Below are 26,139 nucleotides of genomic sequence, written 5' to 3'. Positions count from 1 at the left end.
CAGTCGCGTCAGGCGTTGCGCTGCTTCGCCGCGTCCATCAGTGCGGTGAAACGGTCGAACAGATACGCGATGTCGTGCGGGCCGGGCGACGCTTCCGGGTGACCCTGGAAGCAGAATGCCGGCTTGTCGGTCAGCTCGAAGCCCTGCAGCGTGCCGTCGAACAGCGACACGTGCGTCACGCGCGCGTTGGCCGGCAGCGAATCCGCGTCGACCGCGAAACCGTGGTTCTGCGACGTGATCACCACGCGACCGTCGCCGAGATCCTTCACCGGGTGGTTCGCGCCGTGGTGGCCCGTCTTCATCTTCAGCGTCTTCGCGCCGACCGCGAGGCCCATGATCTGGTGGCCGAGGCAGATGCCGAAGGTCGGCACGCCGCGCTCGATGAACTCCTTGGCCGCCGCGATCGCGTAGTCGCACGGCTCCGGGTCGCCCGGGCCGTTCGACAGGAAGATGCCGTCCGGATTCAGCGCGAGCGCGTCGGCCGCGCTCGCCTCGGCCGGCAGCACCGTCACGTGGCAGCCGCGCTCCGCGAGCATGCGCAGGATGTTGTACTTGACGCCGAAGTCGTACGCGACGACGCGGTACTTCGGCGCTTCCTGCATGCCGTAGCCGCTGCCGAGGCGCCATTCGGTCTGCTTCCACTCGAACGGCTTCGTGGTCGACACGACCTTCGCGAGATCCATGCCCGCGAGGCCGGGGAACGAGCGAGCGAGTTCGATCGCCTTCGCCTCGTCGTTCGAGCCGGCCAGGATGCAACCGTTCTGCGCGCCCTTGTCGCGCAGGATACGGGTGAGCTTGCGGGTATCGATGCCGGCGATCGCGACGACGCCTTCGTCGCGCAGGTAGTCGCCGAGCGTGCGGTCCATGCGGAAATTCGATGCGAGCGTCGGCAGATCACGGATGATCAGGCCGGCGGCATGGACTTTCGTGGCTTCGACATCTTCGGCGTTGACGCCGACGTTGCCGATATGCGGGTAGGTGAGCGTGACGATCTGACGCGCGTAGCTCGGATCAGTCAGGATTTCCTGATAGCCGGTAATCGCGGTGTTGAACACGACTTCACCGATCGTGTGGCCTTCGGCCCCGATCGAATAACCACGAAAGACCGTGCCGTCGGCGAGTGCAAGCAAGGCGGGAGAAAAAGACGGCAACACGGGAGGCTCCTTGGGGAACACCCTGCTGCCGACCTGTTTACCCTGCCGCGCGAGCGCCGCGCTGCATAGGCGCGCGGAGTCGCTAGCTGGACGCGACCTGCTGTGTCGGCACGCGAACCCGGCGCGGGGCGCACGAGGCTTCGCGGCATCGCCCGACAGGCGGCGTGCGGCGGATGAACGGGATAAGTGAGGTAGGCGCTAGGGTGCGAGGTTGATCAGCACAAACTTTCAAATTATAGCCCGAAAATGACCTTATCTTCAATTGATATAGCCGTCCCATCACGCATGCGGCGCGCGCAATGCTGTGGCATCAGGCGCGACATTCCTTGCTGCGGCCCCGTTTCCGCAGCCGCCCTACCCGTCAGCGTACCGCCGGATCAACGTGCTTGCCAGCACTGCGCGCGGGCCACACGTACCAGACCGCGCTGGCAAGCTGCAGCGCGAGCAGCACGCTCCACGCGGTGACGTGGGCGGCAGCCGGGTAATGGCCGTCGACGGCCGGCCAGTGCGACAGCACCGCGCCGATACCGATCTGGAACGCAAAGATCAGCACGAAGATCACGAGCGTCAGTGTCGTATTCGCGCGGCCGATCAGATGCGCCGGGAAGTGACCGGCAAGCACAGCATAGGTCAGGATCCCGACGCCGCCGAACATTCCGTAGGCCGCCCACAGCACGGCCGGCGGCAGCGGCACGCGCGCGACGATCGCGATTTGCGTGGCGACGAACAGCACCATGCCGACGCCGCAAAATGCCTGGACGGACACCCCGCGGCGCTCGAGCACACGCGCCGCCGCGCCGAAACCGACACAGCCGGCCATCATCGCGAAGCCGAGCACCGACACGAGCCGTGCGGCGCGCTGCGCATCGAATCCCGCGACGTCGCGCAGGTACGGACCGACCCACAGTGACTGCATCGCGTAGAACACGCCCTGCGTGACGATCGAGAATGACGAGATCTTCCAGAATGCGCGGCTGCCCAGGATGTGCCACGTGCCCTTGAACTGGCTAACGAGCCCGCCCTGATGGCGCGGCCGCTCCGCTTCCGGCGCACCGAAGCCGATCGCGGCCGCGACGACGACCGTCAGCACCGCGAGGCCGCCGCAGATCACACGCCAGCTCGTGACGCCGAGCAGCCAGGTCAACGGCGAGCCGACCGCGACGCCGCCCAGGCCGCCGACGGCCATCACGAGACCGTTGACGAGCGGCAGCCGGCCGACCGGAAAATGCTGCGCGAGCGCCTTGAACGCCGCACCGAGACACACCGATACGCCGACGCCGATCAGCAGCCGGCCGACCATCATCGTGCCGAGGTCGTGCGCGACGCCAAACACGGCGGCACCGGCGGCCGCGAACAGCAGCATCCCGGCCGTCACGCGGCGCGGGCCGAAATGGTCGAGCAGCACGCCGGCCGGAATCTGCGCGCCGGCAAAACCGAGGAAATAGAGACTGGTGAGCAGCCCGAGATCGGCGGCCGATAGCCCGAGCTCGTGCGTGACGAACGGCGCGAAGCCGAGATTGACGCCGCGGAACACATAGGACACGAAATATCCGACCGCAAACAGCGCGAGCACCCTCACCTGCACCGACGACATCGCTCCTCCTCGTGATCCGATCCCGGCCCCGCGAAGCAGCGACCCCGCTGCCGCGCACAAACGAAAACGCCGTCACCTTGGTGACGGCGTTGCTTCGTGTTTCATCGGATGATAACGCAAACGCACGGTCCGGCCGGACCGCCGCGCCGCGGTCGCGACCGCGTTACTTCTTCTTGCCCTTGCTTGCAGCGGCCTTCGGCGCTGCCTTGGCCGGCGCCGCCTTCGCGGGAGCAGCCTTCGTCGCGCGAGCCGCCGGCTTCGCGGCACCGCGCTTCGCGCCGCGCGACTTGCCGCCGACGGACAGGCTCGCGCGCTCGATATGCGCGCCGGAGGTCGACGTCGCGATCCGCTCCGGACCCGGCTCGGCCGGCACCGCGCGGCCGACCGGCACGTGCAGCACGATCGCCTGGCCCGGCATCGCGAGATCGCGATGCGTGCGGTTCCATGCCTTCAGCTGGCCGACCGACACGCCGTAGCGGCCGGCGATCGCCGCCATCGACTGCTTGCGGCGCACGCGGATCAGCATCTTGCGCGTGTCGGGTACGTCGGGCTCCATCGCGAGTACGCCGTTTTCCGCAACGTCCGCGCTGATGTCCTCGTCGTCGTCATCGCCGCGCGGCACGACGATCGTCGAGCCCGGCTTCAGGCGCATGCCGGCGGGAATCTTGTTGACCGACATCAGCGTATCGGCGTCGACACCGATCTTCTCGGCGATCGCGGCCGGACGCGCGCGCTCGCTGACCGTATAGGTGGTCCACGTCGACAACTGGCCGTTGTAAGCCTTCAGGTTCTTCTCGAACGCTGACGCGTTGTCGAACGGCAGCAGGATCTGCGGCTCGGTCGCGCCGAGGATCACCGGCTTCGAGAACGACGGGTTCAGCGAACGGAACTCGTCGAGCGACAGGTTCGCGAGCTTCGCGGCCACCGCCACGTCGATGTCGCGCGACGTCGTGACCGTCACGAAATACGGGTGGTTCGGGATCTCCGGCAGCGTCAGGCCGAACTGCTGCGGATTCGCGATGATGTTCTTCACCGCCTGCAGCTTCGGCACGTAGTTGCGCGTCTCGTTCGGCATCCGCAGGCTCTGGTAGTCGGTCGGCAGACCGGCCGCCTGGTTGCGTGCAATCGCACGCTGCACGTTGCCCTCGCCCCAGTTGTACGCGGCCAGCGCCAGATACCAGTCGCCGAACATGTCATGCAGGCGCGACAGGTAGTCGAGCGCGGCGCTCGTCGACGCGAGCACGTCGCGGCGCTCGTCCTGCCACATGTTGCGCTTCAGGTTGTACGTGCGGCCCGTGCCCGGCATGAACTGCCACATGCCTGCCGCCTTCGCGACCGACAGCGCCTGCGGATTGAACGCGGATTCGATGAACGGCAGCAGCGCGAGCTCGGTCGGCATATGGCGCGCCTCGAGCTCTTCGACGATGTGATACAGATACTTCTGCGAGCGCTCGGTCATGCGCTGCACGTAATCGGGACGCTGCGTGTACCAGGTCGTCTGCATGTCGACGAGGTCGCTCTGCAGGTCGGGCATCTGGAAGCCGCGACGGATACGGCCCCAAAGATCGGAATCTGCACTGGTCAGGTCGCCGACGGATTGCTTGTCGACGTCGACAGTTTCTTTGGCGGTGGCTGATTTACGGAGGTAGTTGGACGCTGCCTGCGAATCGGCGGCGTTGTTGGCGACAGGAGCCTGGCTCGCACAAGCGGCGAGCAGCAGGACCACCATCGCACTCAATATAAGTCGCATGAAAATCTCGGCTTCCGACGGCTGGAAATTGCTGGCGATACTACGGAAGTGCGTGCTTCACGTCAATAAAAACACCGAAAACTCAGCCAAATCCTACAGTTGGAGCAATTTTTACAGGCTCTGCCTGAGCTTTTTGGAGTCCTCCGGAAATCGTCATCGGAACCGGTTTTTCCACTCGCGCATCAGCGTGAATGCCGCCAGGCGATCCGGCACGGTTTCGTGCAGCTCGGCCTCAAGCGTCGCATGGATGGCCGCGCTGTCCGACCGCATGAACGGGTTGACGGCGCGTTCGTGCGCGATCGTAGTGGGCAGCGTCGGCACGCCGCGCGCGCGCAGCGCCTGCGCTTCGTCGCGCCAGGCGGCGAGCGCCGCATTGCCCGGTTCGCACGCGAGCGCGAAGCGGATGTTCGACAGCGTATATTCGTGTGCGCAATGCACGCGGGTGTCGCCGGGCAGCGCCGCGAGCGCGTCGAGCGACGCCAGCATCTGCGCCGGCGTGCCTTCGAACAGGCGACCGCAGCCGCACGAGAACAGCGTGTCGCCGCAGAACACATGAGGGGTGGCGGCGCCCTGCCCGGTCGCCTGGAAATAGGCGATGTGACCGCGCGTATGCCCCGGCACGTCGAGCACGTCGAACGTGAGCGCCGGTGCGTCGAGCGTCACGCGATCGCCGCCCGCGAGCGGCCGCATGACCACGCCGATCGCCTCGGCCGCCGGGCCGAAGACGACCAGTGGCACATCGTCCGGTTGGCCATCGCGCAGCGCGGCGACACCGCCGACATGGTCGGCGTGATGGTGCGTGAGTAAAATAGCGGTCAACCGCCAGCCGCGTTCGGCAAGAACACGGCGTACGGGCGCGGCTTCACCCGGATCGACGGCGATCGCATCGCGGCCGTCCGAGACGAGCCAGATATAGTTGTCTTCGAATGCCGGAACCGGCACGTATTCCAGCTCGTTCATGGGCGCGCAATCATCGTTATGTCCGATCGTCAAATTATAGACTGGCCCGCCTGGACCGACTCGCCGCCCGGCCGCTATGTGCTGGACTGGGAGCAAGCGCAGCTCGACCGGATCGTGTCCGACGTCTTCGGGTTTCACGCGCTGCAGCTCGGCCTGCCGCAGCTCGATGCGCTGCGCGAGAACCGCATGCCGTATCGCGGCCTCGTGCTCGACCCGGCAAGCGGCGCGAGCGCGCCCTACCAGTATCCGTGGGCGCGCGAGGCGCACGCGCCCGAACACGCGCCGGCCGGTCGCAGCACCACGTGGTGCGACCTGCTCGACCTGCCGTTCGAGTCGCAGAGCGTCGACCTGATCGTGATGCCGCACACGCTTGAATTCACGTCCGACCCTCACCGCCTGCTGCGCGAAGCCGAGCGCGTGCTGATGCCGGAAGGCCAGCTCGTGATCACCGGCTTCAATTCGTTGAGCCTGTGGGGCATGCGGCAATCGTTCGGACGCATGGCGAACCGTCCGTTCGTGCCGGCCGCGCGTGACCAGATCGCGTTCATCCGGCTCAAGGACTGGATCAAGCTGCTCGGCTTCGATCTCGAGCGCGGCCGCTTCGGCTGCTACCGGCCGCCGCTCGTCACCGACAAATGGCTTACCCGCTACGGCTTCATGGAAGCCGCCGGCGACCGCTGGTGGCCAATCTTCGGCGCTGTCTACATGGTCACGGCCGTCAAGCGCGTGCGCGGCATGCGCCTCGTCGGCCCGATCAAGATGAAGAAGCCCGTGCTCGCGCCGGGCCTCACGCCGGCGGCCACCCCGACCACCCATCAAGAACACTCATGACCACCGACACCATCGACATCTATACCGACGGCGCCTGCAAGGGCAACCCTGGCCCCGGCGGCTGGGGCGCACTGCTGCGCTACGGCGACCGCGAAAAGGAGCTGTTCGGCGGCGAGCCCGACACGACCAACAACCGCATGGAACTGATGGGCGTGATCGCCGCGCTCGAGGCGCTGAAACGGCCGTGCCGCGTGATCGTCCATACCGACTCGCAATACGTGCAGAAAGGCATCAGCGAGTGGATCCACGGCTGGAAGAAGAAGGGCTGGGTCACCGCGGCGAAAACCCCCGTGAAGAACGCCGACCTGTGGAAGCGCCTCGACGCGCTCGTCGCGCAGCACGAGGTCGAGTGGCGCTGGGTGAAGGGCCACGCGGGCCACCCCGAAAACGAACGCGCGGACGCGCTCGCGAATCGCGGTGTCGAATCGCTCGTGGCCTGAACGCAGGCCACCCAACCCTACTGTCTTTCCCGATTTATCCGACATGCGCCAGATCATTCTCGATACCGAAACCACCGGCCTGAATCCCCGCACGGGCGACCGCCTGATCGAAATCGGCTGCGTCGAGCTGCTGAACCGGCGGCTCACCGGCAACAACCTGCACATCTACGTGAACCCCGAGCGCGACAGCGATCCGGGCGCACTGGCCGTGCACGGCCTCACGACCGAATTCCTGAGCGACAAGCCGAAGTTCGCGGAAGTCGTCGACCAGATCCGCGACTTCGTGAAGGACGCCGAGCTGATCATCCACAACGCGCCGTTCGACCTCGGGTTCCTCGACGCCGAATTCGCCCGGCTCGACCTGCCGCCGTTCAGCGAGCATTGCAGCGGCGTGATCGACACGCTGGTGCAGGCCAAGCAGATGTTTCCCGGCAAGCGCAATTCGCTCGACGCGCTGTGCGACCGGTTCGGCATTAGCAACGCGCACCGTACGCTGCACGGCGCACTGCTCGACTCGGAACTGCTCGCCGAAGTCTATCTCGCGATGACGCGCGGCCAGGACAGCCTCGTGATCGACATGCTCGACGATGCAGGCGCCGCCGGTGGCGCCGCGAACGGCCAGCGCGTGTCGCTCGCGTCGCTCGACCTGCCGGTTCTCTCAGCGAGCGACGACGAACTCGCCGCCCACCAGACCCAACTCGACGAACTCGACAAGTCGGTCAAGGGAACCTGCGTGTGGCGCAAGTCCGCCGACACGGATGCTGGCGAAGCCGCCAAAGCCGCCTGACGCAGCATCTCCCGACCGACGCCTGCAGCCGCGCTCACGCGCGCGGCTGCAGCGCGATGATGGTCATCCCGCCGAGCGCAAGCACCGCGCCAGCCACATCCCAGCGGGACAGCGCGATGCCGTCGACCACCCGCAGCCAGATCAGCGCCACCGCGATATACACGCCGCCGTACGCCGCATAGGTGCGCCCCGCCGCGCTCGGATGCAGCGTCAGCAGCCACGCGAACAACGCGAGCGACAGCGCTGCCGGTACCAGCAGCCACACGGGCCGGCCGCCCTTCAGCACGAGCCAAGGCAGGTAGCAGCCGACGATTTCCGCCAGTGCAGTGACGGCGAACAGCGCCGCAATCCTGATCAGTTCGGTCATCCGTTTCCTCGCAGATTCGCCCCACCCGCCCGGTGGGCCGCGCGCCGCCGATCATACCGGAGGCGACCCGGGCGGAACCGCCGCCAGACGGGGGATTCCGGGCAATTTGCACGATCGTCTGCCATCGTGCTATCATGTCGCCTGTTTCAACATTCAATATCTGTCTATTCGATTTCGAAAGAAGTCCGTCCGCGCGTTGCGGGCCGGTGCTTCGACCGAAATTGCATCCACAGGAAAGCCCGCCCGACAGGCCCGCTTTTCTCGTTTCGTTGCCCCTCCGGGGCGCTTGCCGGAACGCCGGACACCGTCCGCACCGGCATCTGCCGCTTGCATCACGCGGCCCATTCTTCATGAGCGCACAGTCGCGACGGCCCATCGGGCCCGCGTCGAAGCAGTCCCTTCCGGCCCTTTACCGCCTCATGTGCAGTAAGCGCTTAAATGGCCTGCCCCGACGCGCAGCACGCGACATCGCGCTCGCCGGCAAACCGTGTCGGACGGCCCGCCCGTTCCGGCGCAGTCAAAGGAGTGCATGACCTTGACCGCAACACACGTCAGCCCGACCGCTGCTTCTTCCTCGACGTCGTCCGGCGAGGCCCCACTGGCCGCGGACGACATTACCGTCGTCGACCAGAGCCTGCTCAAGCGCGCCGTCAGCGCGATGGCCATCGGCAATGCGATGGAATGGTTCGACTTCGGTGTCTACAGCTATATCGCCGTCACGCTCGGCAAGGTGTTCTTCCCCTCCAGCAGCCCGTCCGCGCAGTTGCTCGCGACCTTCGGCACGTTCGCGGCCGCATTCCTCGTACGTCCGCTCGGCGGCATGGTGTTCGGCCCGCTCGGCGACCGCATCGGCCGCCAGCGCGTGCTCGCCGCCACCATGATCATGATGGCCGTCGGCACCTTCGCGATCGGCCTGATCCCCAGCTACGCGTCGATCGGCATCATGGCGCCGATACTGCTGCTCGTCGCCCGCCTCGTGCAGGGCTTCTCGACCGGCGGCGAATACGGCGGCGCCGCCACCTTCATCGCCGAATTCTCGACCGACAAGCGCCGCGGCTTCATGGGCAGCTTCCTCGAGTTCGGCACGCTGATCGGCTATGTGATGGGTGCGGGTGTCGTCGCGCTGCTGACCGCGTCGCTGTCGCAGGAGGCACTGCTGTCGTGGGGCTGGCGCGTGCCGTTCCTGATCGCCGGCCCGCTCGGCCTGATCGGCCTCTACATCCGGATGAAGCTCGAGGAAACGCCGGCGTTCAAGCGCCAGGCCGAAGAGCGCGAAGCGCAGGACAAGGCCGTGCCGAAGGCGCGCTTCCGCGAAACGCTGATGCGCAACTGGCGTGCGCTGCTGCTCTGCGTCGGCCTCGTGCTGATCTTCAACGTGACCGACTACATGGTGCTGTCGTACCTGCCGAGCTTCATGTCGTCGACGCTGCACTTCGACGAATCGCACAGCCTCGTGCTGGTGCTGATCGTGATGGTGCTGATGATGCCGCTGACGCTCGCCGCCGGCCGCCTGTCGGACAGGATCGGCCGCAAGCCCGTGATGCTGGCCGGCTGCGTCGGCCTGCTCGTGCTGTCGATCCCGTCGATGATGCTGATCCATGCGGGCACCACCGCGTCGGTGTTCGGCGGCCTGCTGATCCTCGGCGTGCTGCTGTCGTGCTTCACCGGTGTGATGCCGTCGGCACTGCCGGCGCTGTTCCCGACCGAGATCCGCTACGGCGCGCTCGCGATCGGCTTCAACGTCTCGGTGTCGCTGTTCGGCGGCACGACGCCGCTCGTCACCGCGTGGCTCGTCGACGTGACCCATAACCTGATGATGCCCGCGTACTACATGATGGGCGCCGCCGTGATCGGCATCGTGTCGGTCGTCGCGCTTGCCGAAACCGCGCGCCAGCCGCTCAAGGGCTCGCCGCCGGCCGTCGCGACGCGCCGCGAGGCGCACCAGCTGGTGCGCCAGATGCGCGAGGACGACGATGCGGAGATTTACGGCGTCGTGTCGACTGTACGCGCCTGAGCATCGCCCAAGAAAAAGCCCCGGCAAAAGCCGGGGCCCGATCGAATCCGATCCGCCCGACCGGCTTGCGCCGGCCGGGCTTTTTTTCATCTGTTGGGTGGCTGCGCGATCATGCGTGCGCTTCGCAGTGGCGGCAGAAGATCAGCGCCCGCGAACGCGACACCGCAGCCTGCGCACCGCGCGCCGCGACGATCAGGCCGACCTGGCCGAGATTGAAATCGCGCTCGACCATCAGCTGCGTCAGCGCGGCAAGCGGCAACACGACGGACGGGTGGTACAGACTCGATTCGATCAGCGCTCTCATCATCGGCTCCATCAGGCAATGCTTATTCGATGGAGTGGATTCTAGGGATCGGCCGCAACCGGATAAACAGCGCGAATGCGAAGTCACTTGTCAGTGACGGAGAACAATCGGCCGGGCCTTTGGCGCACGGGGCCGAGCGGGCGGCGGCGGATGGTTCGGCAGCGCCAGACGGAGGGTGCGCGGCGGCGTCTTGCGGACGCCGCGCCGGGCGAAAACGGGCGACCGGACGGCCGATAGCGGCCGGGTCGATCCGTGCCGGAAGCCGGCACGAGTCCCGGCGGGACCGCACGCCGGTCGCGTCGCCCACCGCCCTCGCTCCCGTGCCGACGCGACAGCCGCCGGCTTCAGTCGAGCGGCGTCTCGACAAACGCCGGCAGCGCTTCCGCCCGCGCCGAATGCGCGGCGAGTGCCGGATAACGGGCCGGATCGATCCGTGCGAGCGCCGGGTAATCGGCGGTCATGAATTGCGTGAAACGCCACGCGACGGCGACGGTCACATCGGACTGCAGCAGGCGCGCGCCGCCGAGCCAGCCGTTCGCGGCCGCGACGAGCGGCTCGAGCTCGCCATACGCGGCCTCGATCTGGCCCAGCACGCGCTCGAGCCATGGCGCGTGCTGCTTCTCGGCTGGCCGCAGCGCGTGCTCATACACCACCTGCACGGTCTTCTCCGCCGCTGCCAGCGCGAATCCGACCGGCACGAGCGTGCGCAGCCGCGCGTCGGCGGCGTCGGGCAGCAGGCGCCGCTCGGGCGCGACGCGATGGTCGAGATAGTCGACGATCAGCGACGAATCGATCAGCGTCGCACCGTCGTCGGTCACGAGGGTCGGCGCCTTCACGACCGGGTTGAATGTCTGGAACCGGTCGAACTGACGGAACACCGAGATCGACTCGTGTTCGAACGGCAGGTCGAGCAGCTTCGCCGAAATGGCGGCACGGCGCACGAACGGGGAATCCAGCATGCCGATCAGCTTCATCGCGAACGCTCCGCTTGAGGGAATGGGACCGACGACTGTAGCAGCGCCGTGCGTCGCCGCCTAGGGCCTGTTCGCGTTTCCGACACCCGCTGCGCGGCCAGAGTGACCATAATGCAGATTCACGCCCCCTCCGCCCCAAGGTTCGCCATGTGGTACACCGTCGTCGAGCAGCAGCGGGAATGGATGCGCGCCTGGCGCGCGGCGACGCGCCAGGCGTTCGACGCATGGCCCGCCGCGACGCTGGCGCACGCCGCGTCGTCGTGCTACGACGACCTGTTCGAGCCGCTCCTCGGACCCGCCGCCGGGCCGCCGCGATTCGAGATCCGGCGCCCGGCGATCGACGAGCGGATCGTCGCGCGCACGCCGTTCTGCCAGTTGCGACGCTTCGCGCGCGACGCAGCGCGGCGCACGGTGCTGCTGTGCGCACCGCTCGCCGGACATGCGGCCGTGATGATGCGGGAGACCGTCGAGGCGCTGCTCGCGGACGGCGACGTCTGCGTGACCGACTGGGTCAATGCGCGCGACGTCCCGCTCGCGGCCGGTCGCTTCGGGCTCGACGAATACGTGGCGACGCTCGACGGCTTCGTCGACGCGCTCGCCCGCGACGAGCGACCGCTGCACGTCGTCGCCGTGTGCCAGGCCACCGTTCCCGCGCTCGGCGCACTTGCGCTGCGCGCCGCTCGCGGCCTCGCACCGCCCGCGAGCATCACGCTGATCGGCGGGCCGCTCGACGCGCGCGTCAACCCGACCACGCTCGGCACGACCGCCGCGTCCCGATCGCTCGCGTGGTGCCGCCGCCACCTGATCGACATTGTGCCGCCCCGCTTCCCCGGCCGCGGCCGGCACGTGTTCCCGACCTATCTTCAGCAAGGCGAGATCGCGCTGCTGTATCCGCAGCGCTTTCTGACGCTGATCGAGGACTACGCGCGCGCGGCGTCGCATTTCGACCTGACGGCGCTGGCGGACGCGCGGCGTGCGCTGCGCGAATACACGGCGCTGCTCGACATGCCGGCCGAATACTTCCTGGATACCGTCGATATCGTGTTTCAGCGAATGTGCCTCGCGAACGGCACGTGGGACGTCGGCGGGCAGCGCGTCGAGCCGGCCGCGCTGCGCGGCGTCGCGCTGCTGACGGTCGAAGGCGGATGCGACGCCGTCACGGGCATCGGCCAGACGCATGCAGCGCTGGCCATGTGTCGCGGCCTCAAGGCCGGCGAGCGCCAGCGCCTCGATGTCGACGATTGCGATCATTACGGGTTGTTCACGGGCGCGCGCTGGCACGGCGAAGTCCATCCGGCGCTGCAGCGCGTATTCGTGCAGGCCGAAGCCGCTCGCCCGGGATCGCGCCGGCGCCGTATCAGGCGGACGTGATGTCGTCGTCAGGCGCGCGGGCCGCGTCGAGGAGCGCACGCACCTCGTCGTCCCCGGTCTGGTCGAAACGCGCGTAGAACTGGCTGATTCCGAGGAACGACAGCGGCTGCAACACCGTCACGAACGCGTCGGCCAGATCGTCGAACGCGTGCCGGGCACCGCCCGGCGCGACGGGTGCGGCGGCCACGATGCGCGCGGGATGGCGTTCGCGCAGCGCCTGCAGCGCAACGCGCATCGACGCGCCGGTCGCAACGCCATCGTCGACGACGATCGCGATCCGGCCGTCGACCGGCAGCGGCGGCCGGGCGCCGCGATACAGCGCTTCGCGGCGCTGCAGTTCGGCTGTCTCGCGCGCGATCACGTCGGCCAGTTGGGCATCGGTCACGCCCATCGCGCGGATCGCCGAATGCTGCAGGTGGATCGCTCCGCCGGTCGCGATCGCGCCGATCGCGAATTCCGGATCGGACGGCATGCCGAGCTTGCGCACCACCAGCACGTCGAGCGGCGCGCGCAGCGCCTGCGCGACCGGGAATGCGACCGGCACGCCGCCACGCGGCAGCGCGAGTACGACGACGTCGCGACGCCCCGCATAGTCCTGCAGCGCATGCGCAAGCCGGCGCCCCGCGTCGGCACGATCGGCAAAACATTCGATCACGATGGTTCCCTGCCCGTTGCGCCGGATGCGCGACGCGCGCACCGGCACCCTGTTCAACGAGCATGGTTCATCGGACGCGCCGATGCAAGCGGGGTCATACCGGCGCGCGCGGCATGCGGATTACGGCGGGAAAAGGATGGGTGGCGTTTGCCCGGGCGGGTCCGCCGTCAGGCGCTCAGAGCCCGCCGGCCTGCCGGTACAGCCGCCAGAACGACTGCGCGTACGACTGCGCGAGCTCCGGTGCGCGCTGGAACACGTTCACCGTTTCCGCGTGCGCGGGCGCGCCGTCGGACAGCGTCGTCAGCGCGACGCTGTCGTCGACGATCACGAAGCGCGGCGCGGGATCGCCGTGCCGCGAATCGATCGCGACGTCGATGCCTGCCGATTTCAGATAACCCGCGCCGCTGTACTTGCCCGCACGCGGCGAACGCACCAGCACGACCCGCACTTCGATCCCGCGCGAACGCGCGTCGCGCAACGCCGCCGCGACCGCGGGCGGCACGTACGCGTAGCCGGCCAGCAGCACGCGGCGCTGCGCCTGTCCGATCAGGTCGACGGTCGCGTCGGCCGCCGCATTGTCATACGAAAAGTACGTGCCGACCGATGCGGCATCGGACGGAATCGGGCTGGCGTGGGCGGTCGCCGCGCAGCAAAGCACGGCGAGGAGGAAGGCGGCTGGTCTCATGGCGGGCGCCATTGTAGCGACGCCAATTCGCGTGGCAAGCGCCTGCTGCGACGCTGCTGCGCCGGCGCAACACCCGGTGCGCAACCACCACCTGGCGGGCCGGTTCCGGAATCGATCTCGCCGGGATTTCCCGGCGTTTCCGGGCCGCTCGCGCGCCGCCCGTCAGCCGGGCGCGACGCGCGCGAGCCAGTTCGCGATACCGTCGACCGAACGGAAATCCGCGACGCTGCGTGCCGGCAGTGCCGGATAAGCGCCGCCCGCCATCTCGGCCAAGGCTCGGCCCGGGCCAAGTTCGAGAAACGCGGTCGCGCCGGCCTCGACGCACGCGGCCAGGCAGGCCGCCCACTCGACCGGCTCCGCGATCTGCCGCGCGAGCTTGTCCAGCCCCGTGCCGACATCGAGCACCGACGCGCCGTCGATCCCCGAAAACAGCCGCGTACCGGGCAACGGCCGGCGCACGTTCACGCCAGCCAGCGACGCGCGAAACGCGGGCACCGCCGACGCGAGCCAGCGCGTGTGCGACGCGATCCGTACGCACACGGGCGCGACGCGCAGCGCACCGTCGCGTGCCGCGTCGTCGGCCACCGCGGCAACGTCGGCCTGCCGCCCGGCCACCACGAATGCGTCGCCCGGATTGGCGATCGCGATCGCCGCATCGCGACCGTCGCACAGTTGCGTGAGCTGCGCGCGCGTCAGCCCGCGCACGAACGCCATCCGTTCGTCGCCGCCGCTCGCGGCGTCCATTGCGCGCGCGCGCGCGTCGGCCAGATCCAGCGCATCGTGCGGATCGATCATCCCCGCGACGCTCCACGACGCGACTTCGCCGACGCTGTAACCCGCGACACAGCGCCTGCGCGGCCACACCGCGTCGAGCAACGCGGCCGCCGCGAGCGCCTGCACCGTGCAAAGGATCTGCGCGGCGCGGTTCTCGCGCAGCGCGTCCGGTCGGGCATGCCGCACCCAGTCGCGCGGATCGTCGCCAAGGAGCCGGCCCGCATGCTCGAACAGCGTATCAGCCTGTGGCGCGGCGCCGGTCAACTCGAACATGTCCGCCCGCTGCGCGCCTTGCCCCGAACACAGGATCGCCAGCGTCATCCCCCCTCCTCGGCCGCTTCGAGTGCGTCGACGAACACGCTCATCGCCAGCAGGTCGGCCGCGCCGCCCGGGCTCAGCCGGCGTGCGACGAACGCGCGGTGCGCGGCGGCCGCGCGCAATCGCCAGTCGCGAGCGCGTATGCCGCCGCGGGCGACGAATGCGCGTGCCGTGGCCCGCGCGAAATCGAGGCCGGCCGGCCCACCCCGGTGCAGCAGATTCGTATCGTCGAGCGCGGCGATCAGCGCGAAGCATGCGTCGACGCGCGCGGCCTCCGGATCGTCCGGCACGCGGCGCTGCGCGCGGCGCAGCGCCGGCAATCCGACGCCGTACACGGTCGCGAACCCGTCGGCCGCCTCGCGCCGCGCGCCGCCCACGCCGTAGCGGCGGCTCGCGCGCTCGCCGTGACTGTCGGGCAGCCGCGGGCCGCCGAGAATCTCGGTGCCCCACCGCTGCGCGACGAACGCGCCGAGCGTCATCGTGCGGGCCGCCGTGCCGGGCACCGTGCGGCGCCCGGCGGCCGCGCACAGCAACCCGAGCCCGAAAATCGCGCCGCGATGCGTGTTGACGCCGCCGGTCGCCGCGAGCATCGCGTGTTCCGCGCGCAGCCCGATCTTGCGCAGCACGGCCATATCCGCGTCACGCGCGCCGGCGTCGGCGAGTTCCGCGAAGTACGGCCGCAGCACGGCCGCGCTGCGCGCGAACGTCGCAGCGTCCATGTCCGCATGGCTGCCGGTGTCGACGTGACTGACGAGGCCCGGTTTCGGATATGTCTCGATCTCGAGCACGAGGCTGCGCTCGGCGAGTTCGGCGATGCGCTCGGCCTCGGACGGCGCCGCCGCCCGGCGGGCGGCCCATGCACTCATCGCGTGCCTCCCGTGAATGCGTCGGCGGACATCAGTTCGACGGCGATCGCCGTCTTGACCGCGACTTCAGGCAGCCGCGCATGCAATTCGCGCCAGTTCGCGCCCGCGCCGTCGTCGCGCAGCAGTTCGCCGTCGATGTGCATCGGCGCGCGCGCGTCGAGTGCCGCCAGGCCGTCGAGCAGCGCCGCGAGCGATGCGGCGTCCGGCAGCGGGAACACGATGTCGAGATCGGAGGACGCGCTCAGATAGCGCTCGCCCGTCAGCGCCTGCCACGCGAGGCTGCCGAACACGCGACCCTGCACGCCGCAGCGCGCGCCAAGCGCATCCAGCTCGCGCAGCGTCGCGTGCCATGCGTCGGGCGCAGCGGCCAGCACGTCGGCCAGCGTGGGCAGCGGGCCGACCGACTCCACCGCGTCGGCGGCGACGCTCAGTGCGATGCGCCGTTTGCCCGCGGAAGGCGGCAGCGGCAAGCCGAGCGGCACGCGCCGCGCATCGGCCTCGTCGGGCGACGCGCGGCGCACGATCGTCGGCCAGCCGCGCGCGGCCCACGCGTGCACGAGCGGATCGGCCGCCAGCGCGGGATCGCGCGCGCATGCCGCGCGCCACCCGGCCGCCGTCAGCGTGACGAGCGTGTGGCGTCGCGGCGGCGTGTCAGCGTGCGGCACGCGCGAGTGCCTCGACGCGCCGCGCGACATCGGCCGCGACCGGCCGGCCGCGCGCCGCACGACCATCGGTGCGATCGGCCGGCTTGCCGAGCCATTCGCCGACCTGCGCGTCGAGCGCGCGGGCTGGATCGAGCACGGCGTCGACGGCGCCCATCTTCACGAGATTGTCGAGCCCCGGCGCGAACACCGGCGTCGAGCGTGCCATTGCCTTCAGCACGTCGATCGGCAGCTTCGTCACGCGCGACATCGACGGCAGGTCCATCACCTCGGGCTCGGCACCCGGCACTCCGAGCAGCGTGCGTGTCGCGAGCGCGGTCGCGATGAACGCGCCCGCGGCCGCATGGCCGTACAGCAGGCCGATCGTCCGGTGCCCGGCAAGCTCCGCATGCATCAGGCATTTCGCGAGATGCGACAGCCCTTCGTTCAGGCCGAGCAGTTCGTCGCGCTTGCTCATCCGCTGGCTGTCGCTGTCGACGAGCACGAGAATCGGCGTGACGCCGCCACGCTCGATCGTGTCGAGCACGTGCGATGCGAGCGTGATGGCTTCGTCGATGCCGAACGGCAAGCGATCGGCGACGCCGATCACGTCGACGCGCGTGCCGGTCAGTTCAGCGTGGCCCGTCAGCAGGCCGCCGTTTCGCTTGATCGAATGGCCTTCGGGAAACAGCGAATTCAGAACTTCATCGAGCGTCATGCTGCCTCCCGCCGGGCCACCCCAAGGGAGGCAGGCGCCCCCTCGGGGGGCAGCGAACCAAGTGAGCGTGGGGGTCGTGTCATTTCTGCTCCTGCAGTTGATCGGCGAGCTTCGCGAATTCATCGTCGGACATGCCGGGAATCGCTTCCGGCTCGCTCGCGCCGAGCGCGCGCCACACGTCGAGCGCATCCCTGCACGTGCCGAACCGCTCGACGCGCGCTTCGAGCCGCGCCTGCTCCGCACGCAGCATCGCCGCATCGAATGTCGGCGCACGGCCGATCAGGTCGAGCGCGGCCGCGCGAAACGCATCGGGTGTATCGGCCACATAGCGATCCGCGCTGCCGATCAGCCGACGGTGCTTGCCGCCCATCGTGCGCCAGATCAGCGCGCGGTCCTTCGCGTCGAATTCCTCGACACCGCGGTTGGTCTCGATCACCTCGGGCCCCGACACGCTGATGCGCCCCTGCTCGGACACCGCGAGCGCCGAGCAGCACGCGGCGAGCAGCCCGCCGCCGCCGTAGCAGCCCGCGCGCCCGCCGATCAGCCCGATCACCGGCACGCCCGCCGCGCGCGCCTCGACGAGCGCACGCATGATCTCGGCGATTGCGAGCTCGCCCGCATTCGCTTCCTGCAGCCGCACGCCGCCGGTGTCGAACAGGATCAGCACCGGCTTGCCGACGTCGCGCGCGGCGCGCAGCAACCCGGTGAGCTTCGCGCCGTGCACTTCGCCGAACGCACCGCCCATGAAGCGGCCCTCCTGCGCGGCGACGAACACCGGCTGGCCGCCGAGCCGGCCATGGCCGACCACCATCCCGTCGTCGAACTGCTGCGGCAGGTCGAACAGCGGCAAGTGCGGGCTCGTCACACGCTCGCCCGGCCCGAGAAATTCCGTGAAGCTGCCCGCGTCGAGCAGTCCGTCGACGCGCTGGCGCGCCGACGCTTCGTACCAGCTCGCGGCGTTCGCGACGAACGCGGGTGCGTCGTGGATCGCGTCGGTCATCATGCGTCCCCCTCGATCGCGCGCACGGCTTGCGCGAGCCGCAGCGACACCATGTCCGGCCGCGCGCCGCCGTCGTTGATCGACAGCTTCAGGCCGCCCGGCGCGCGCCGTTCGACGAAATCCGACACCACCGCCTGCCACACCGCGCCGAAACCAACCGCCGCAGTGCGGATGTCGATCTCGCATTCGTTGCCCGGCAGCACGCGCTCGACGAGCACCTCGAGATTGCCGGACGCGACCACGCCAACGAGCGCGGTGGCCAGTTCGCCCCGCGCACGCCCGCGCGCGGTGAAGCGATAGTTCAACTGTTCCATGCCCTCTTCCTCACCAGTTGCGGAACCGGGCCGGCGGCGCATACAGGCCGCCCGACCAGTGCACGAGATCCTTGATCGAGCGCGCGGCGAGCCAGCGGCGGTCGGCGTCGAGCGGATCGATGCCGAGATCTTCCGGGCGGCGGATCACGCCGCGCTCGCGCAGGCGCTCGACCATCCTGCGGTCGCGGCCGCGGCCGACTTCCGTGTAGCCGGCCACGCCGCGGATCGCATGCTCGCGTTCGTCCTTGTCGCGGCACATCAGCAGGTTCGCGATCCCTTCCTCGGTGACGATGTGCGTGACGTCGTCGCCGTAGACCATGATCGGTGCGAGGTCGAGCTGCAGCTTGTCGGCGAGCTTCAGCGCATCGAGCTTCTCGACGAACATCGGCACGTTCTTGTCGCCGAAGGTCTCGCCGATCTGCACGACCAGCTTGCGGCCGCGCCTGAGCGCCGCCGGCGTGTCCGGGTCGGCTTCCGCGCCGGCCTTCAGCCACGGCTCGCTCGGGTGGCGCCGGCCGCGCGCGTCGCTGCCCATGTTCGGCGCGCCGCCGAAACCGGCGATCCGCTCGGCGGTGACCGTCGACGAATGGCCGGACAGGTCGATCTGCAGCGTCGAGCCGATGAACATGTCGCACGCGTAAAGGCCGGCGGTCTGGCAGAACGCACGGTTCGAGCGCAGCGAGCCGTCCGGGCCCGTGAACCACACGTCGGAGCGCGCGCGGATGTAGTCGTCCATCCCGACTTCGGAGCCGAAGCAGTGGATCTGCTCGACCCAGCCCGATTCGATCGCGGGAATCAGCGTCGGGTGCGGATTGAGCGCCCAGTGCGTGCAGACCTTGCCCTTCAGCCCGAGCTTCGCGCCGTAGGTCGGCAGCAGCAGCTCGATCGCGGCCGTGTTGAAGCCGATCCCGTGATTCAGGCGCTTGATCCCGTACGGTTCGTAGATGCCCTTGATCGCGAGCATCGCGGTCAGGATCTGTGTCTCGGTGATCGCGGCCGGGTCGCGCGTGAACAGCGGCTCGACGTAGAACGGCCGGCCGGCCTCGACGACGAAATGCACGCGGTCGCCCGGGATGTCGACGCGCGGCACCTTGTCGACGATCCGGTCGACCTGCGCGATCACGATGCCGTCCTTGAACGCGGTGGCCTCGACGACGGTCGGCGTGTCTTCCGTGTTCGGGCCGGTATAGAGATTGCCGTCGGCGTCGGCGCTGACCGCCGCGATCAGCGCGACATGCGGCGTGAGGTCGATGAAGTAGCGCGCGAACAGTTCGAGATACGTGTGCACCGCGCCAAGCGCGATCTTGCCGCCGAACAGCAGCTTCGCGATCCGCTGCGACTGCGGGCCCGAATACGCGAAGTCGAGCCGCTTCGCGATACCGCGCTCGAACACGTCGAGATGCTCGGGCAGCACGACGCCCGACTGCACCATGTGCAGGTCGTGGATCTTCGCGCTGTCGACGTCGGCGAGCGCCGTCGCGAGCAGGTCGGCCTGCTTCTGGTTGTCGCCTTCGAGGCACACGCGGTCGCCGGGCCGCAGCACTGCTTCGAGCAACGCGACGGTGTCGCGCGCATCGACCCGCTTGCCCTGCGCGAAGGCTGCGCCGGCCGCGAGGCGTGCATCGCGCGCCTGCCGCGCGTGATTCCATCCCGTCATGAACAGTTCTCCCGCTTCGATGGTTCAGCGGCATTCTAAGCCTGGCGCCGCCGCCGATTGATGATGTTGACGAATGCGACTCAGAGGACGCCGCGATGGATGCGGCCCGCGCGCGACGGGCCATGTGCGGTCACGCGCCGACCAGCGCGCGCGTCGTGAAGAACAGCACCGACGGCCCGAGCAGGCAGCCGACGCCGGTATGGAACGTCGCGACCAGCGCGCCATACGGCACGAGCCGGCGGTCGGTCGCGGCAAGCCCCGCACTCACGCCGCTCACGGTGCCGGCCAGGCCGCCGAAGATCATCGCGGAGCGCGGCGTCTTCAGGCCCATGAAGCTGGCCGCGACCGGCGTGCCGACCATCACGATGATCGCTTTCACGAGCCCGGTCGCGATGCTGAGCGCGATCACGTCGGAGCTCGCACCGATCGCCGCGCCCGTGACGGGCCCGACGATGTAGGTGACGGCGCCCGCGCCGATCGTCGTCATGCTGACCGCGTCGGTATAGCCGAACGCGCGCGCGATGCACGCGCCGACGATGAACGGCAGCACGGTGCCGAGCAGCAGCGACACGACGCCGACGAGGCCGGCCTTGCGCGCCTCGGCCGGCTGCACTTCGAACGCGGTCGCGACGATCGCGAAATCGCGCAGCATCGCACCGCCCATCAGGCCGATACCTGCGAACAGCTTGACGTCGGCCAGCCCCTTCTCGCCACCGGTGAATGCGCCGCCGACATAGGCGAGCACGAGGCCGATCACGATCGCGATCGCGGAGCCGTGCACGCGGCCGAACGTGAGCTTGCGCGACGCGATCGACGACAGCCACATGATCAGGCCGACCAGCGCGAACGATGCGACGAGCCCGTTGTGGGCGACGGTTTTTTCGAGCATCTGCAACATGGTGGCCTCCGTCACTGTTCTTCGAATTGCGGCACGCCCGCGAAGGCCGTGTCGTCGCGCCCGGTGCGCACGAGTATCGCGATGCAGCATGCGCAGATCGCGACCGCGCCAATGGCGGCCAGCAGCGCGACGGGGCCGCCCTTGAGCGCGGCGACGACGTTCTGGTTCGCGGCCATCGCGACGACCACCGGGATGTACATCGCGCCCCAGAAACCGACGCCGGCCTCGGTCTCCTTCGGCAGCCAGCCACGGCGATGCAGCCACAGGCGCAGGCAGATCAGCAGCAGCATCGCGATGCCGACGCCGCCGACGTTGGTTTTCACGCCGATCGCGGTGCCAAGCAGGTCGCCAAGGAACAGTCCGGCCAGGTGGCAGAACGCCAGCAGCGCGGTTCCGTAGATGATCATGAGTCGTCTCCAGTCTCTTCGTGACGGGCGCCGAACGCGTGCGGGAGTCAGGCCCGCACGCCGATCCCGGGCGGACTGTCTGTCTCCTGCGGCGGTGCGCCGCGGCCCGGCGGCTCGTCGTGCGAGCACGTTCTCGGGGTCGATGGGATGATGCGGTTTCGGGCCGGACGCCGGATGGCTTAGACTGACCGATGCAGCCGGCGGCGCGACACGGGCTACGCGTCTGGTGGCCCCCGGTCGCAGAGGCCGCACCGGCGCGTGATCCGATACTAGCGCCGCATCATCCGGCCATTTATGAAGTTGTCGAAACCGATTCAGTGGATTTAGCAATGCGCCCGTTACCGCCTGAGCTGCTGCGCAGCTTCGTTGCCGTCGCCCAGTCCGGCAGCTTCACCGCCGCGTCCGAGCGCGTGAGCCTGTCGCAGTCGACCGTCAGCCAGCACATCCGCCGCCTCGAGGAGCTGCTCGACCGGCCGCTGTTCGAGCGCGACACGCGCAACGTGCACCTGTCGCAGCACGGCGACGCGCTGTTCCGCTACGCGGTGCGCATCCTCGAACTGATGGACGAAGCCGTCACGTCGGTGTGCGGGCCGCCGCTGTCGGGCAAGGTGCGGCTCGCGATGTCGGAGGATTTCGCGTCCGCGCACCTGACGGCCGCGCTCGCGAGCTTCGTGCAGCGCAATCCGGACGTCGAGCTCGCGATCTCGACGGGGCTGTCGGGCGACCTGTTCGACGCGCTCGACGAAGGCCGGCACGATCTGGTGTTCGCGAAACGCATCGCCGGCAGCCGGCGCGGCCGCGTGATCCGCAGCGAGCCGCTGTACTGGTGCACCGGCCCCGATTCGCGGATCACCGGCCACGAGGCCGTGCTACCGCTCGCGATGCATCCGGAGCCGAGCGTATCGCGCCGCCGCGTGCTCGAGTCGCTCGAGGCGGTCGGACGGCCGTACCGGATCGCGGTCGTGAGCAGCAGCGTCGCGGTGCTGCGCGCCGCCGCGAGCGCGGGGCTCGGCGTCAGCGCGTTCGCCGGCTACGTGATCCCGGCCGGGCTCGCACGGCTCGACGCGGGGCTGCCCGAACTCGGCGAACTCGAATACGTGATCGACCGCCCGGCGGCCGCGTCGCGCTCGACGCTCGCGCTCGAAGCCACGCTGATCACGGCGGCGGCCGAGCTGTAGCGCGGCACCGCGCGCCCGGCCGCACCCGGGCGCGTCCGTCGCACCTGACAGCGTTGCCCGGAACGCGTCATCGTCCGCGCAGCACCCGCTCGCGACAATGGGCTCACATCGGAACGCATCGCACCTCGCCGCGCGCCTCCGGTACCCCGTCCCATTGATCGGAGTCCACCATGAAGAACGTCCTGCGATTCGCCGTCGCGACCGCTGCAGCCGCCCTGCTGTCCCCCGCCTTTGCCCAGACCGATGCGTCGGCCCCCACACCGGGGCTGACCCGCGCGGAAGTCATCGACCAGCTCAAGCAGGCCTATCTCGACGGCGAACTGCCGACGAACGACGGCAACTACCCGCCGAACGCGGCGACGCGCGCGCGCAACCGCGAACTCGTGCAGGCCGCGAGCCCCGCCTGGCTGGCCCAGACGCCGCCAGCCCGCCAGGCGATGTCGCAGCAATAGCCGGCGCAGCCGCGCCGGCGCGCCCGGATCAGGGCAGGAAGCTGCGGCGCCGCGCGTCGATCAGCTCGACGAGCAACCGGTCGCGCTCGGCCGCCAGTTCCTGCATCGAATGGTCACCCTGGATCGCGCGCAGTTCATCGTTCAACTTGCGATCGACGGCCGGATCGAACGACGGCGTGCCGAGGTCGTCCCACCAGCTCGTGATCGGCCCCGACAGGTGTTCGAGAAAGTGCGCGATCCCGCCCGCCCCGCCGCCGAGGTGATAGGTCAGGCACTGCCCCATCAGTCCCCAGCGCAAGCCCGGGCCCCAAGCGACGGCCTTGTCCGCATCGGCGACGCTCACGACGCCTTCGCCGACGAGGTGATACACCTCGCGGAACAGCGCGGCCGCGAGGCGGTTCGCGACGTGGCCGGTCATCTCCTTGTTGAGCACGATCGTCTGCTTGCCGAGCGCGTCGTAGAAATCCTTCACGCGCGCGATCACGCTCGAGTCGGTCGCGTCGCCGCCGACCAGCTCGACGAGCGGGATCAGGTGCGGCGGATTGAACGGGTGCGCGATCAGGCAGCGTTCCGGATGCTTCGCGCACGCGGTCTGGATATCGGACATCTTCAGGCCCGACGAGCTCGACGCGATCGGCACGTGCGCGGGCAGCACGTCGTCCATCTGCCGGTACAGCGCACGCTTCAGGTCGAGCCGCTCGGGGCCGTTCTCCTGCACGAAGTCGACACCGTCCAGTGCACGCCCGAGATCGGCATCGAACGACAGCCGCGCGGCAAGTTCGGCGGCGCGCTCGCCGAGAAACGCAGCCAGCGCGTCGCGCAGCCGCACGTCGGCCTGCGGCGCCGGGTCGGTCGCGACGACGTCGAAACCCTGCGTCAGATAGAAAGCCGTCCAGCTCGCGCCGATCACGCCGGTGCCGACGATCGCGATACGTTGAATGTCCATGTGCGTCCCGTCTCCGTGGTCAGTTGATGCGCGGGGATTGTCGCATCGATTCGCGGCGTCGCGCTGCGGCGATGCAACGTGCGATTTCCCTCTTGAAATACGTTTCGACGGCCTCTAATTACGCGGTGCCGGGCAGTGCCGATATCGCGCACCGCCCCGTTTCAATCCCGCGGAAAACCGCGCGGCACCTTGTCGTCAGCGCCCGTCGCGTATTCCGCGGTTCACGTGCAGGAGGACCATCATGAGCGATCTCTATTTCGGCAACGACCTGTTCGACGAATTCGCCCGCGTCCAGCGCCAGATGGCGGGCCTGTTCGGCGGGCTTCCGACCGGCATCCGCGAGGGCCGGCCGAGCGCGTTCCCCGCGCTGAACATCGGCGCCACCGACGACACGATCGAAATCGTCGCGTTCGCGCCCGGCATGGCCGCGGCGGACTTCGACGTATCGATCGACAAGGATCTGCTGACGATCAGCGGCGAGCGCAAGCCCGTGCCGCAGCAAGCCGGCGACGACGTACGCACCTATGCGCATGAGCGCTTTCACGGCAAGTTCCGCCGCGTGGTCGAGCTGCCGCAGAACGCCGATCCCGACAACGTCAGCGCCCGCTACCAAAACGGCTGCCTGCTGATTCGCGTCGGGCGTCGCGAAGAATCGAAGCCGCGCGCCATCACCGTCCAGTAACCTCGGCATCACCTTCAGGAGAACGACATGAATACGAGCCAGACCCTGACCGAACGCCAGCCCGGCACCCCGTCCGCTGGCGCTACCGCCGCCGCCGAGGACGCATCGCGTCGGCCGGCGATCGTGCCGGCCGTCGACATCGTCGAAGATTCGCAGTGCGTCACGCTGCGCGCCGACCTGCCCGGCGTGCCGCGGGAAAACCTCGACGTGAAGGTGCACGACAGTACGCTGACGATCGAAGCCGAAGCGCGCATCGACACGCCGGCCGAGTTGCGCGTGCGGCATGCGGAAGTTCGCGCGCCGCGCTTCGTGCGCACGTTCGCGCTGAGTGCGGACCTCGACACGTCGAGGATCGACGCGAACCTGCGCGACGGCGTGCTCACGCTGACGATTCCGCGTCGCGAAGAAGCCCGCCCGCGCCGTATCGACGTGAAAGCCGGCGACGCATGAGCGTCGCGCTCCGGTACTGCCCGAGGCCGTACCGACGATGAACAAGCCCCGCCAGGCAACGCCTATGCGGGGCTTGTTTCACGACGCGCGGCATGCGGCGGCTGCCGGCGGCTTCAATCGAAATCGAACAGGTCGAACACCGACTTCTTGCGACGCCGGCCGTCGTGCCGGTAACGCTCGTCGTGCGAGCGTCCGTCGCGCCCCCAGCCATCGTCGCGACCGCGCTGCGCGGGCGCATCGGACGGCGCCGGCGCGGCGTCGCGACGTGCCGGCGCGTCATCGGTTTCGCGGGCGATCAGCTTGTCGAGTTCGCCGCGATCGAGCCACACGCCGCGGCAGGTGGGACAGTAGTCGATCTCGATCGACTGGCGCTCGGCCATCAGCAGGTCGGGCGTCTTGCAGACAGGGCATTTCATCGCGTCTCTCCTTTCCGGGCGAATGTCGTCCGGGTTCCGTGTGACGCGCGCGAGCCGGCCACAGCCGGCGTCACGCGCGGTGGCTCAGTGACCTTGCGTGCGTGCCGCGCGCTTCGCCTTCGCACGCCGCGCCAGCATGTTCATGCCTTCGACGAAGGCCGAGAACGCCATCGCCGCGTAGATGTAACCCTTCGGCACGTGCGAACCGAACCCTTCGGCGATCAGCGTCATGCCGATCACGACCAGGAACGACAGCGCGAGCATCACGATGGTCGGGTTGCGGTCGATGAAGCGTGCGAGCGGCTGCGCGGCGAACAGCATCACGCTCACCGCGACGATCACCGCGACGAACATGATCGGCACGTGTTCGGTCATGCCGATCGCGGTCACGATGCTGTCGATCGAGAACACGATGTCGAGCATCACGATCTGGCCGATCGCGGCCCACATCGTCAGGCCGGCCGCGCCGCCGGCACCGCCCGCGCCTTCACCGTCGTGCGACACGTGGTGATGGATCTCGGTGGTCGCCTTCCACA

30 protein-coding genes are annotated in these 26,139 nt (G+C 69.0%); 9 read left to right on the top strand and 21 right to left on the bottom strand.

Annotated features, from left to right (window positions below):
• Positions 1 to 8 precede the first annotated feature (8 nt).
• The 4 genes from carA to gloB all read right to left on the bottom strand — a co-directional run bounded on the left by carA (position 9) and on the right by gloB (position 5,458).
• Positions 9 to 1,154, bottom strand: coding sequence for a glutamine-hydrolyzing carbamoyl-phosphate synthase small subunit (gene carA, locus DIE08_RS30225; protein WP_059523474.1), 1,146 nt, complete (start codon positions 1,152 to 1,154; stop codon positions 9 to 11).
• Between the two features lie 361 nt (positions 1,155 to 1,515).
• Entirely contained in the window at positions 1,516 to 2,748 is a 1,233-nt protein-coding gene (locus DIE08_RS30215) for a nitrate/nitrite transporter (RefSeq protein ID WP_124905250.1), read from the bottom strand.
• A 163-nt stretch (positions 2,749 to 2,911) separates the two neighbouring features.
• Positions 2,912 to 4,498 carry a transglycosylase SLT domain-containing protein gene (locus tag DIE08_RS30210; protein ID WP_124905248.1) on the bottom strand — a complete coding sequence of 529 codons (1,587 nt, stop codon included), beginning with the start codon at positions 4,496 to 4,498 and terminating at the stop codon, positions 2,912 to 2,914.
• 153 nt (positions 4,499 to 4,651) lie between these two features.
• Positions 4,652 to 5,458: a hydroxyacylglutathione hydrolase gene (gene gloB, locus DIE08_RS30205; RefSeq protein WP_124905246.1), complete on the bottom strand. Its 807-nt coding sequence runs from the start codon at positions 5,456 to 5,458 to the stop codon at positions 4,652 to 4,654.
• Between the two features lie 18 nt (positions 5,459 to 5,476).
• On the opposite strand from gloB, the gene DIE08_RS30200 reads away from it, so the two are divergent.
• Genes DIE08_RS30200 through dnaQ form a run of 3 tightly spaced genes read left to right on the top strand, consistent with a single transcriptional unit; the run spans position 5,477 to position 7,516 of the window.
• Complete coding sequence (locus DIE08_RS30200; RefSeq protein ID WP_124626675.1) at positions 5,477 to 6,289, top strand: class I SAM-dependent methyltransferase; 813 nt, start codon at positions 5,477 to 5,479, stop codon at positions 6,287 to 6,289.
• Entirely contained in the window at positions 6,286 to 6,729 is a 444-nt protein-coding gene (gene rnhA / locus DIE08_RS30195; protein WP_059523484.1) for a ribonuclease HI, read from the top strand. Before DIE08_RS30200 ends, rnhA begins: the two co-directional genes overlap by 4 nt.
• A gap of 43 nt (positions 6,730 to 6,772) precedes the next feature.
• A complete protein-coding gene (gene dnaQ, locus DIE08_RS30190; RefSeq protein ID WP_124905244.1) occupies positions 6,773 to 7,516 on the top strand; it encodes a DNA polymerase III subunit epsilon in 744 nt (247 codons plus the stop codon).
• Positions 7,517 to 7,550: 34 nt separating this feature from the next.
• Here the strand turns inward: dnaQ and DIE08_RS30185 are convergent, their stop codons facing one another.
• On the bottom strand, positions 7,551 to 7,883 hold the full coding sequence (locus DIE08_RS30185) for a YnfA family protein (RefSeq protein ID WP_059603571.1): 333 nt from the start codon (positions 7,881 to 7,883) through the stop codon (positions 7,551 to 7,553).
• A gap of 529 nt (positions 7,884 to 8,412) precedes the next feature.
• Here DIE08_RS30185 and proP point away from each other — a divergent pair.
• A complete protein-coding gene (gene proP / locus DIE08_RS30175; RefSeq protein ID WP_124626679.1) occupies positions 8,413 to 9,897 on the top strand; it encodes a glycine betaine/L-proline transporter ProP in 1,485 nt (494 codons plus the stop codon).
• 109 nt (positions 9,898 to 10,006) lie between these two features.
• On the opposite strand, the gene DIE08_RS30170 is transcribed toward proP, so the two are convergent.
• Both DIE08_RS30170 and DIE08_RS30165 read right to left on the bottom strand, forming a co-directional pair.
• Positions 10,007 to 10,204, bottom strand: coding sequence for a hypothetical protein (locus DIE08_RS30170; RefSeq protein ID WP_044844954.1), 198 nt, complete (start codon positions 10,202 to 10,204; stop codon positions 10,007 to 10,009).
• Between the two features lie 341 nt (positions 10,205 to 10,545).
• Positions 10,546 to 11,175 (bottom strand): glutathione S-transferase, encoded by a 630-nt coding sequence (locus DIE08_RS30165; RefSeq protein WP_059603565.1) that lies wholly within the window; start codon positions 11,173 to 11,175, stop codon positions 10,546 to 10,548.
• 147 nt (positions 11,176 to 11,322) lie between these two features.
• On the opposite strand from DIE08_RS30165, the gene phaZ reads away from it, so the two are divergent.
• Complete coding sequence (gene phaZ, locus DIE08_RS30160; RefSeq protein WP_124905242.1) at positions 11,323 to 12,546, top strand: polyhydroxyalkanoate depolymerase; 1,224 nt, start codon at positions 11,323 to 11,325, stop codon at positions 12,544 to 12,546.
• On the opposite strand, the gene DIE08_RS30155 is transcribed toward phaZ, so the two are convergent.
• The 11 genes from DIE08_RS30155 to madL form a co-directional block, all read right to left on the bottom strand.
• Positions 12,533 to 13,201 carry a phosphoribosyltransferase gene (locus DIE08_RS30155; protein ID WP_124626713.1) on the bottom strand — a complete coding sequence of 223 codons (669 nt, stop codon included), beginning with the start codon at positions 13,199 to 13,201 and terminating at the stop codon, positions 12,533 to 12,535. The two genes, phaZ and DIE08_RS30155, sit on opposite strands and share 14 nt — an antisense overlap.
• A gap of 175 nt (positions 13,202 to 13,376) precedes the next feature.
• On the bottom strand, positions 13,377 to 13,898 hold the full coding sequence (locus DIE08_RS30150; RefSeq protein ID WP_124626683.1) for a phospholipase D-like domain-containing protein: 522 nt from the start codon (positions 13,896 to 13,898) through the stop codon (positions 13,377 to 13,379).
• Between the two features lie 150 nt (positions 13,899 to 14,048).
• A complete protein-coding gene (mdcH, locus tag DIE08_RS30145; RefSeq protein ID WP_124905240.1) occupies positions 14,049 to 14,981 on the bottom strand; it encodes a malonate decarboxylase subunit epsilon in 933 nt (310 codons plus the stop codon).
• Positions 14,978 to 15,844, bottom strand: coding sequence for a triphosphoribosyl-dephospho-CoA synthase MdcB (mdcB, locus tag DIE08_RS30140; RefSeq protein WP_124905238.1), 867 nt, complete (start codon positions 15,842 to 15,844; stop codon positions 14,978 to 14,980). The genes mdcH and mdcB overlap by 4 nt, the downstream gene beginning before the upstream one ends.
• The gene (gene mdcG, locus DIE08_RS30135; protein ID WP_124905236.1) at positions 15,841 to 16,509 is read right to left on the bottom strand and encodes a malonate decarboxylase holo-[acyl-carrier-protein] synthase; all 669 of its coding nucleotides are present in this window, start codon (positions 16,507 to 16,509) and stop codon (positions 15,841 to 15,843) included. Before mdcG ends, mdcB begins: the two co-directional genes overlap by 4 nt.
• Positions 16,496 to 17,203, bottom strand: coding sequence for a biotin-independent malonate decarboxylase subunit gamma (mdcE, locus tag DIE08_RS30130; RefSeq protein WP_124905234.1), 708 nt, complete (start codon positions 17,201 to 17,203; stop codon positions 16,496 to 16,498). Before mdcE ends, mdcG begins: the two co-directional genes overlap by 14 nt.
• Before the next feature lie 79 nt (positions 17,204 to 17,282).
• On the bottom strand, positions 17,283 to 18,206 hold the full coding sequence (locus DIE08_RS30125; RefSeq protein ID WP_124905232.1) for a biotin-independent malonate decarboxylase subunit beta: 924 nt from the start codon (positions 18,204 to 18,206) through the stop codon (positions 17,283 to 17,285).
• Complete coding sequence (gene mdcC / locus DIE08_RS30120) at positions 18,203 to 18,517, bottom strand: malonate decarboxylase acyl carrier protein (RefSeq protein ID WP_059603544.1); 315 nt, start codon at positions 18,515 to 18,517, stop codon at positions 18,203 to 18,205. The genes DIE08_RS30125 and mdcC overlap by 4 nt, the downstream gene beginning before the upstream one ends.
• 10 nt (positions 18,518 to 18,527) lie before the next feature.
• The gene (gene mdcA, locus DIE08_RS30115; protein WP_059603540.1) at positions 18,528 to 20,174 is read right to left on the bottom strand and encodes a malonate decarboxylase subunit alpha; all 1,647 of its coding nucleotides are present in this window, start codon (positions 20,172 to 20,174) and stop codon (positions 18,528 to 18,530) included.
• Between the two features lie 130 nt (positions 20,175 to 20,304).
• Positions 20,305 to 21,072, bottom strand: a complete 768-nt coding sequence (gene madM / locus DIE08_RS30110) for a malonate transporter subunit MadM (RefSeq protein ID WP_124626695.1) — start codon at positions 21,070 to 21,072, stop codon at positions 20,305 to 20,307.
• 11 nt (positions 21,073 to 21,083) lie between these two features.
• Positions 21,084 to 21,479 carry a malonate transporter subunit MadL gene (gene madL, locus DIE08_RS30105; RefSeq protein WP_124905230.1) on the bottom strand — a complete coding sequence of 132 codons (396 nt, stop codon included), beginning with the start codon at positions 21,477 to 21,479 and terminating at the stop codon, positions 21,084 to 21,086.
• A gap of 329 nt (positions 21,480 to 21,808) precedes the next feature.
• Here madL and DIE08_RS30100 point away from each other — a divergent pair, with 329 nt between their 5' ends.
• Together DIE08_RS30100 and DIE08_RS30095 are read left to right on the top strand one after the other, a co-directional pair.
• On the top strand, positions 21,809 to 22,657 hold the full coding sequence (locus DIE08_RS30100) for a LysR substrate-binding domain-containing protein (protein ID WP_059683131.1): 849 nt from the start codon (positions 21,809 to 21,811) through the stop codon (positions 22,655 to 22,657).
• A 170-nt stretch (positions 22,658 to 22,827) separates the two neighbouring features.
• Positions 22,828 to 23,109, top strand: coding sequence for a DUF4148 domain-containing protein (locus tag DIE08_RS30095; RefSeq protein ID WP_124626700.1), 282 nt, complete (start codon positions 22,828 to 22,830; stop codon positions 23,107 to 23,109).
• Between the two features lie 28 nt (positions 23,110 to 23,137).
• Here DIE08_RS30095 and DIE08_RS30090 read toward each other — a convergent pair whose 3' ends face one another.
• Positions 23,138 to 24,055, bottom strand: coding sequence for a 3-hydroxyacyl-CoA dehydrogenase NAD-binding domain-containing protein (locus DIE08_RS30090; protein WP_124626701.1), 918 nt, complete (start codon positions 24,053 to 24,055; stop codon positions 23,138 to 23,140).
• A 241-nt stretch (positions 24,056 to 24,296) separates the two neighbouring features.
• On the opposite strand from DIE08_RS30090, the gene DIE08_RS30085 reads away from it, so the two are divergent.
• The gene (locus DIE08_RS30085; RefSeq protein ID WP_124905228.1) at positions 24,297 to 24,737 is read left to right on the top strand and encodes an Hsp20/alpha crystallin family protein; all 441 of its coding nucleotides are present in this window, start codon (positions 24,297 to 24,299) and stop codon (positions 24,735 to 24,737) included.
• A 27-nt stretch (positions 24,738 to 24,764) separates the two neighbouring features.
• The gene (locus tag DIE08_RS30080; RefSeq protein WP_059603522.1) at positions 24,765 to 25,187 is read left to right on the top strand and encodes an Hsp20/alpha crystallin family protein; all 423 of its coding nucleotides are present in this window, start codon (positions 24,765 to 24,767) and stop codon (positions 25,185 to 25,187) included.
• Positions 25,188 to 25,300: 113 nt separating this feature from the next.
• On the opposite strand, the gene DIE08_RS30075 is transcribed toward DIE08_RS30080, so the two are convergent.
• Positions 25,301 to 25,603, bottom strand: coding sequence for a zf-TFIIB domain-containing protein (locus tag DIE08_RS30075; protein ID WP_124626705.1), 303 nt, complete (start codon positions 25,601 to 25,603; stop codon positions 25,301 to 25,303).
• Between the two features lie 84 nt (positions 25,604 to 25,687).
• The coding region (locus DIE08_RS30070) for a TerC family protein (protein ID WP_148096087.1) at positions 25,688 to 26,139 on the bottom strand (452 nt) is incomplete at its 5' end.

Origin of the sequence: Burkholderia sp. Bp9004, from assembly GCF_003858025.1 — a bacterium.
Taxonomy (GTDB): Bacteria; Pseudomonadota; Gammaproteobacteria; order Burkholderiales; family Burkholderiaceae; genus Burkholderia; species Burkholderia diffusa.
This window is presented reverse-complemented; position numbering and strand designations above follow the sequence as displayed.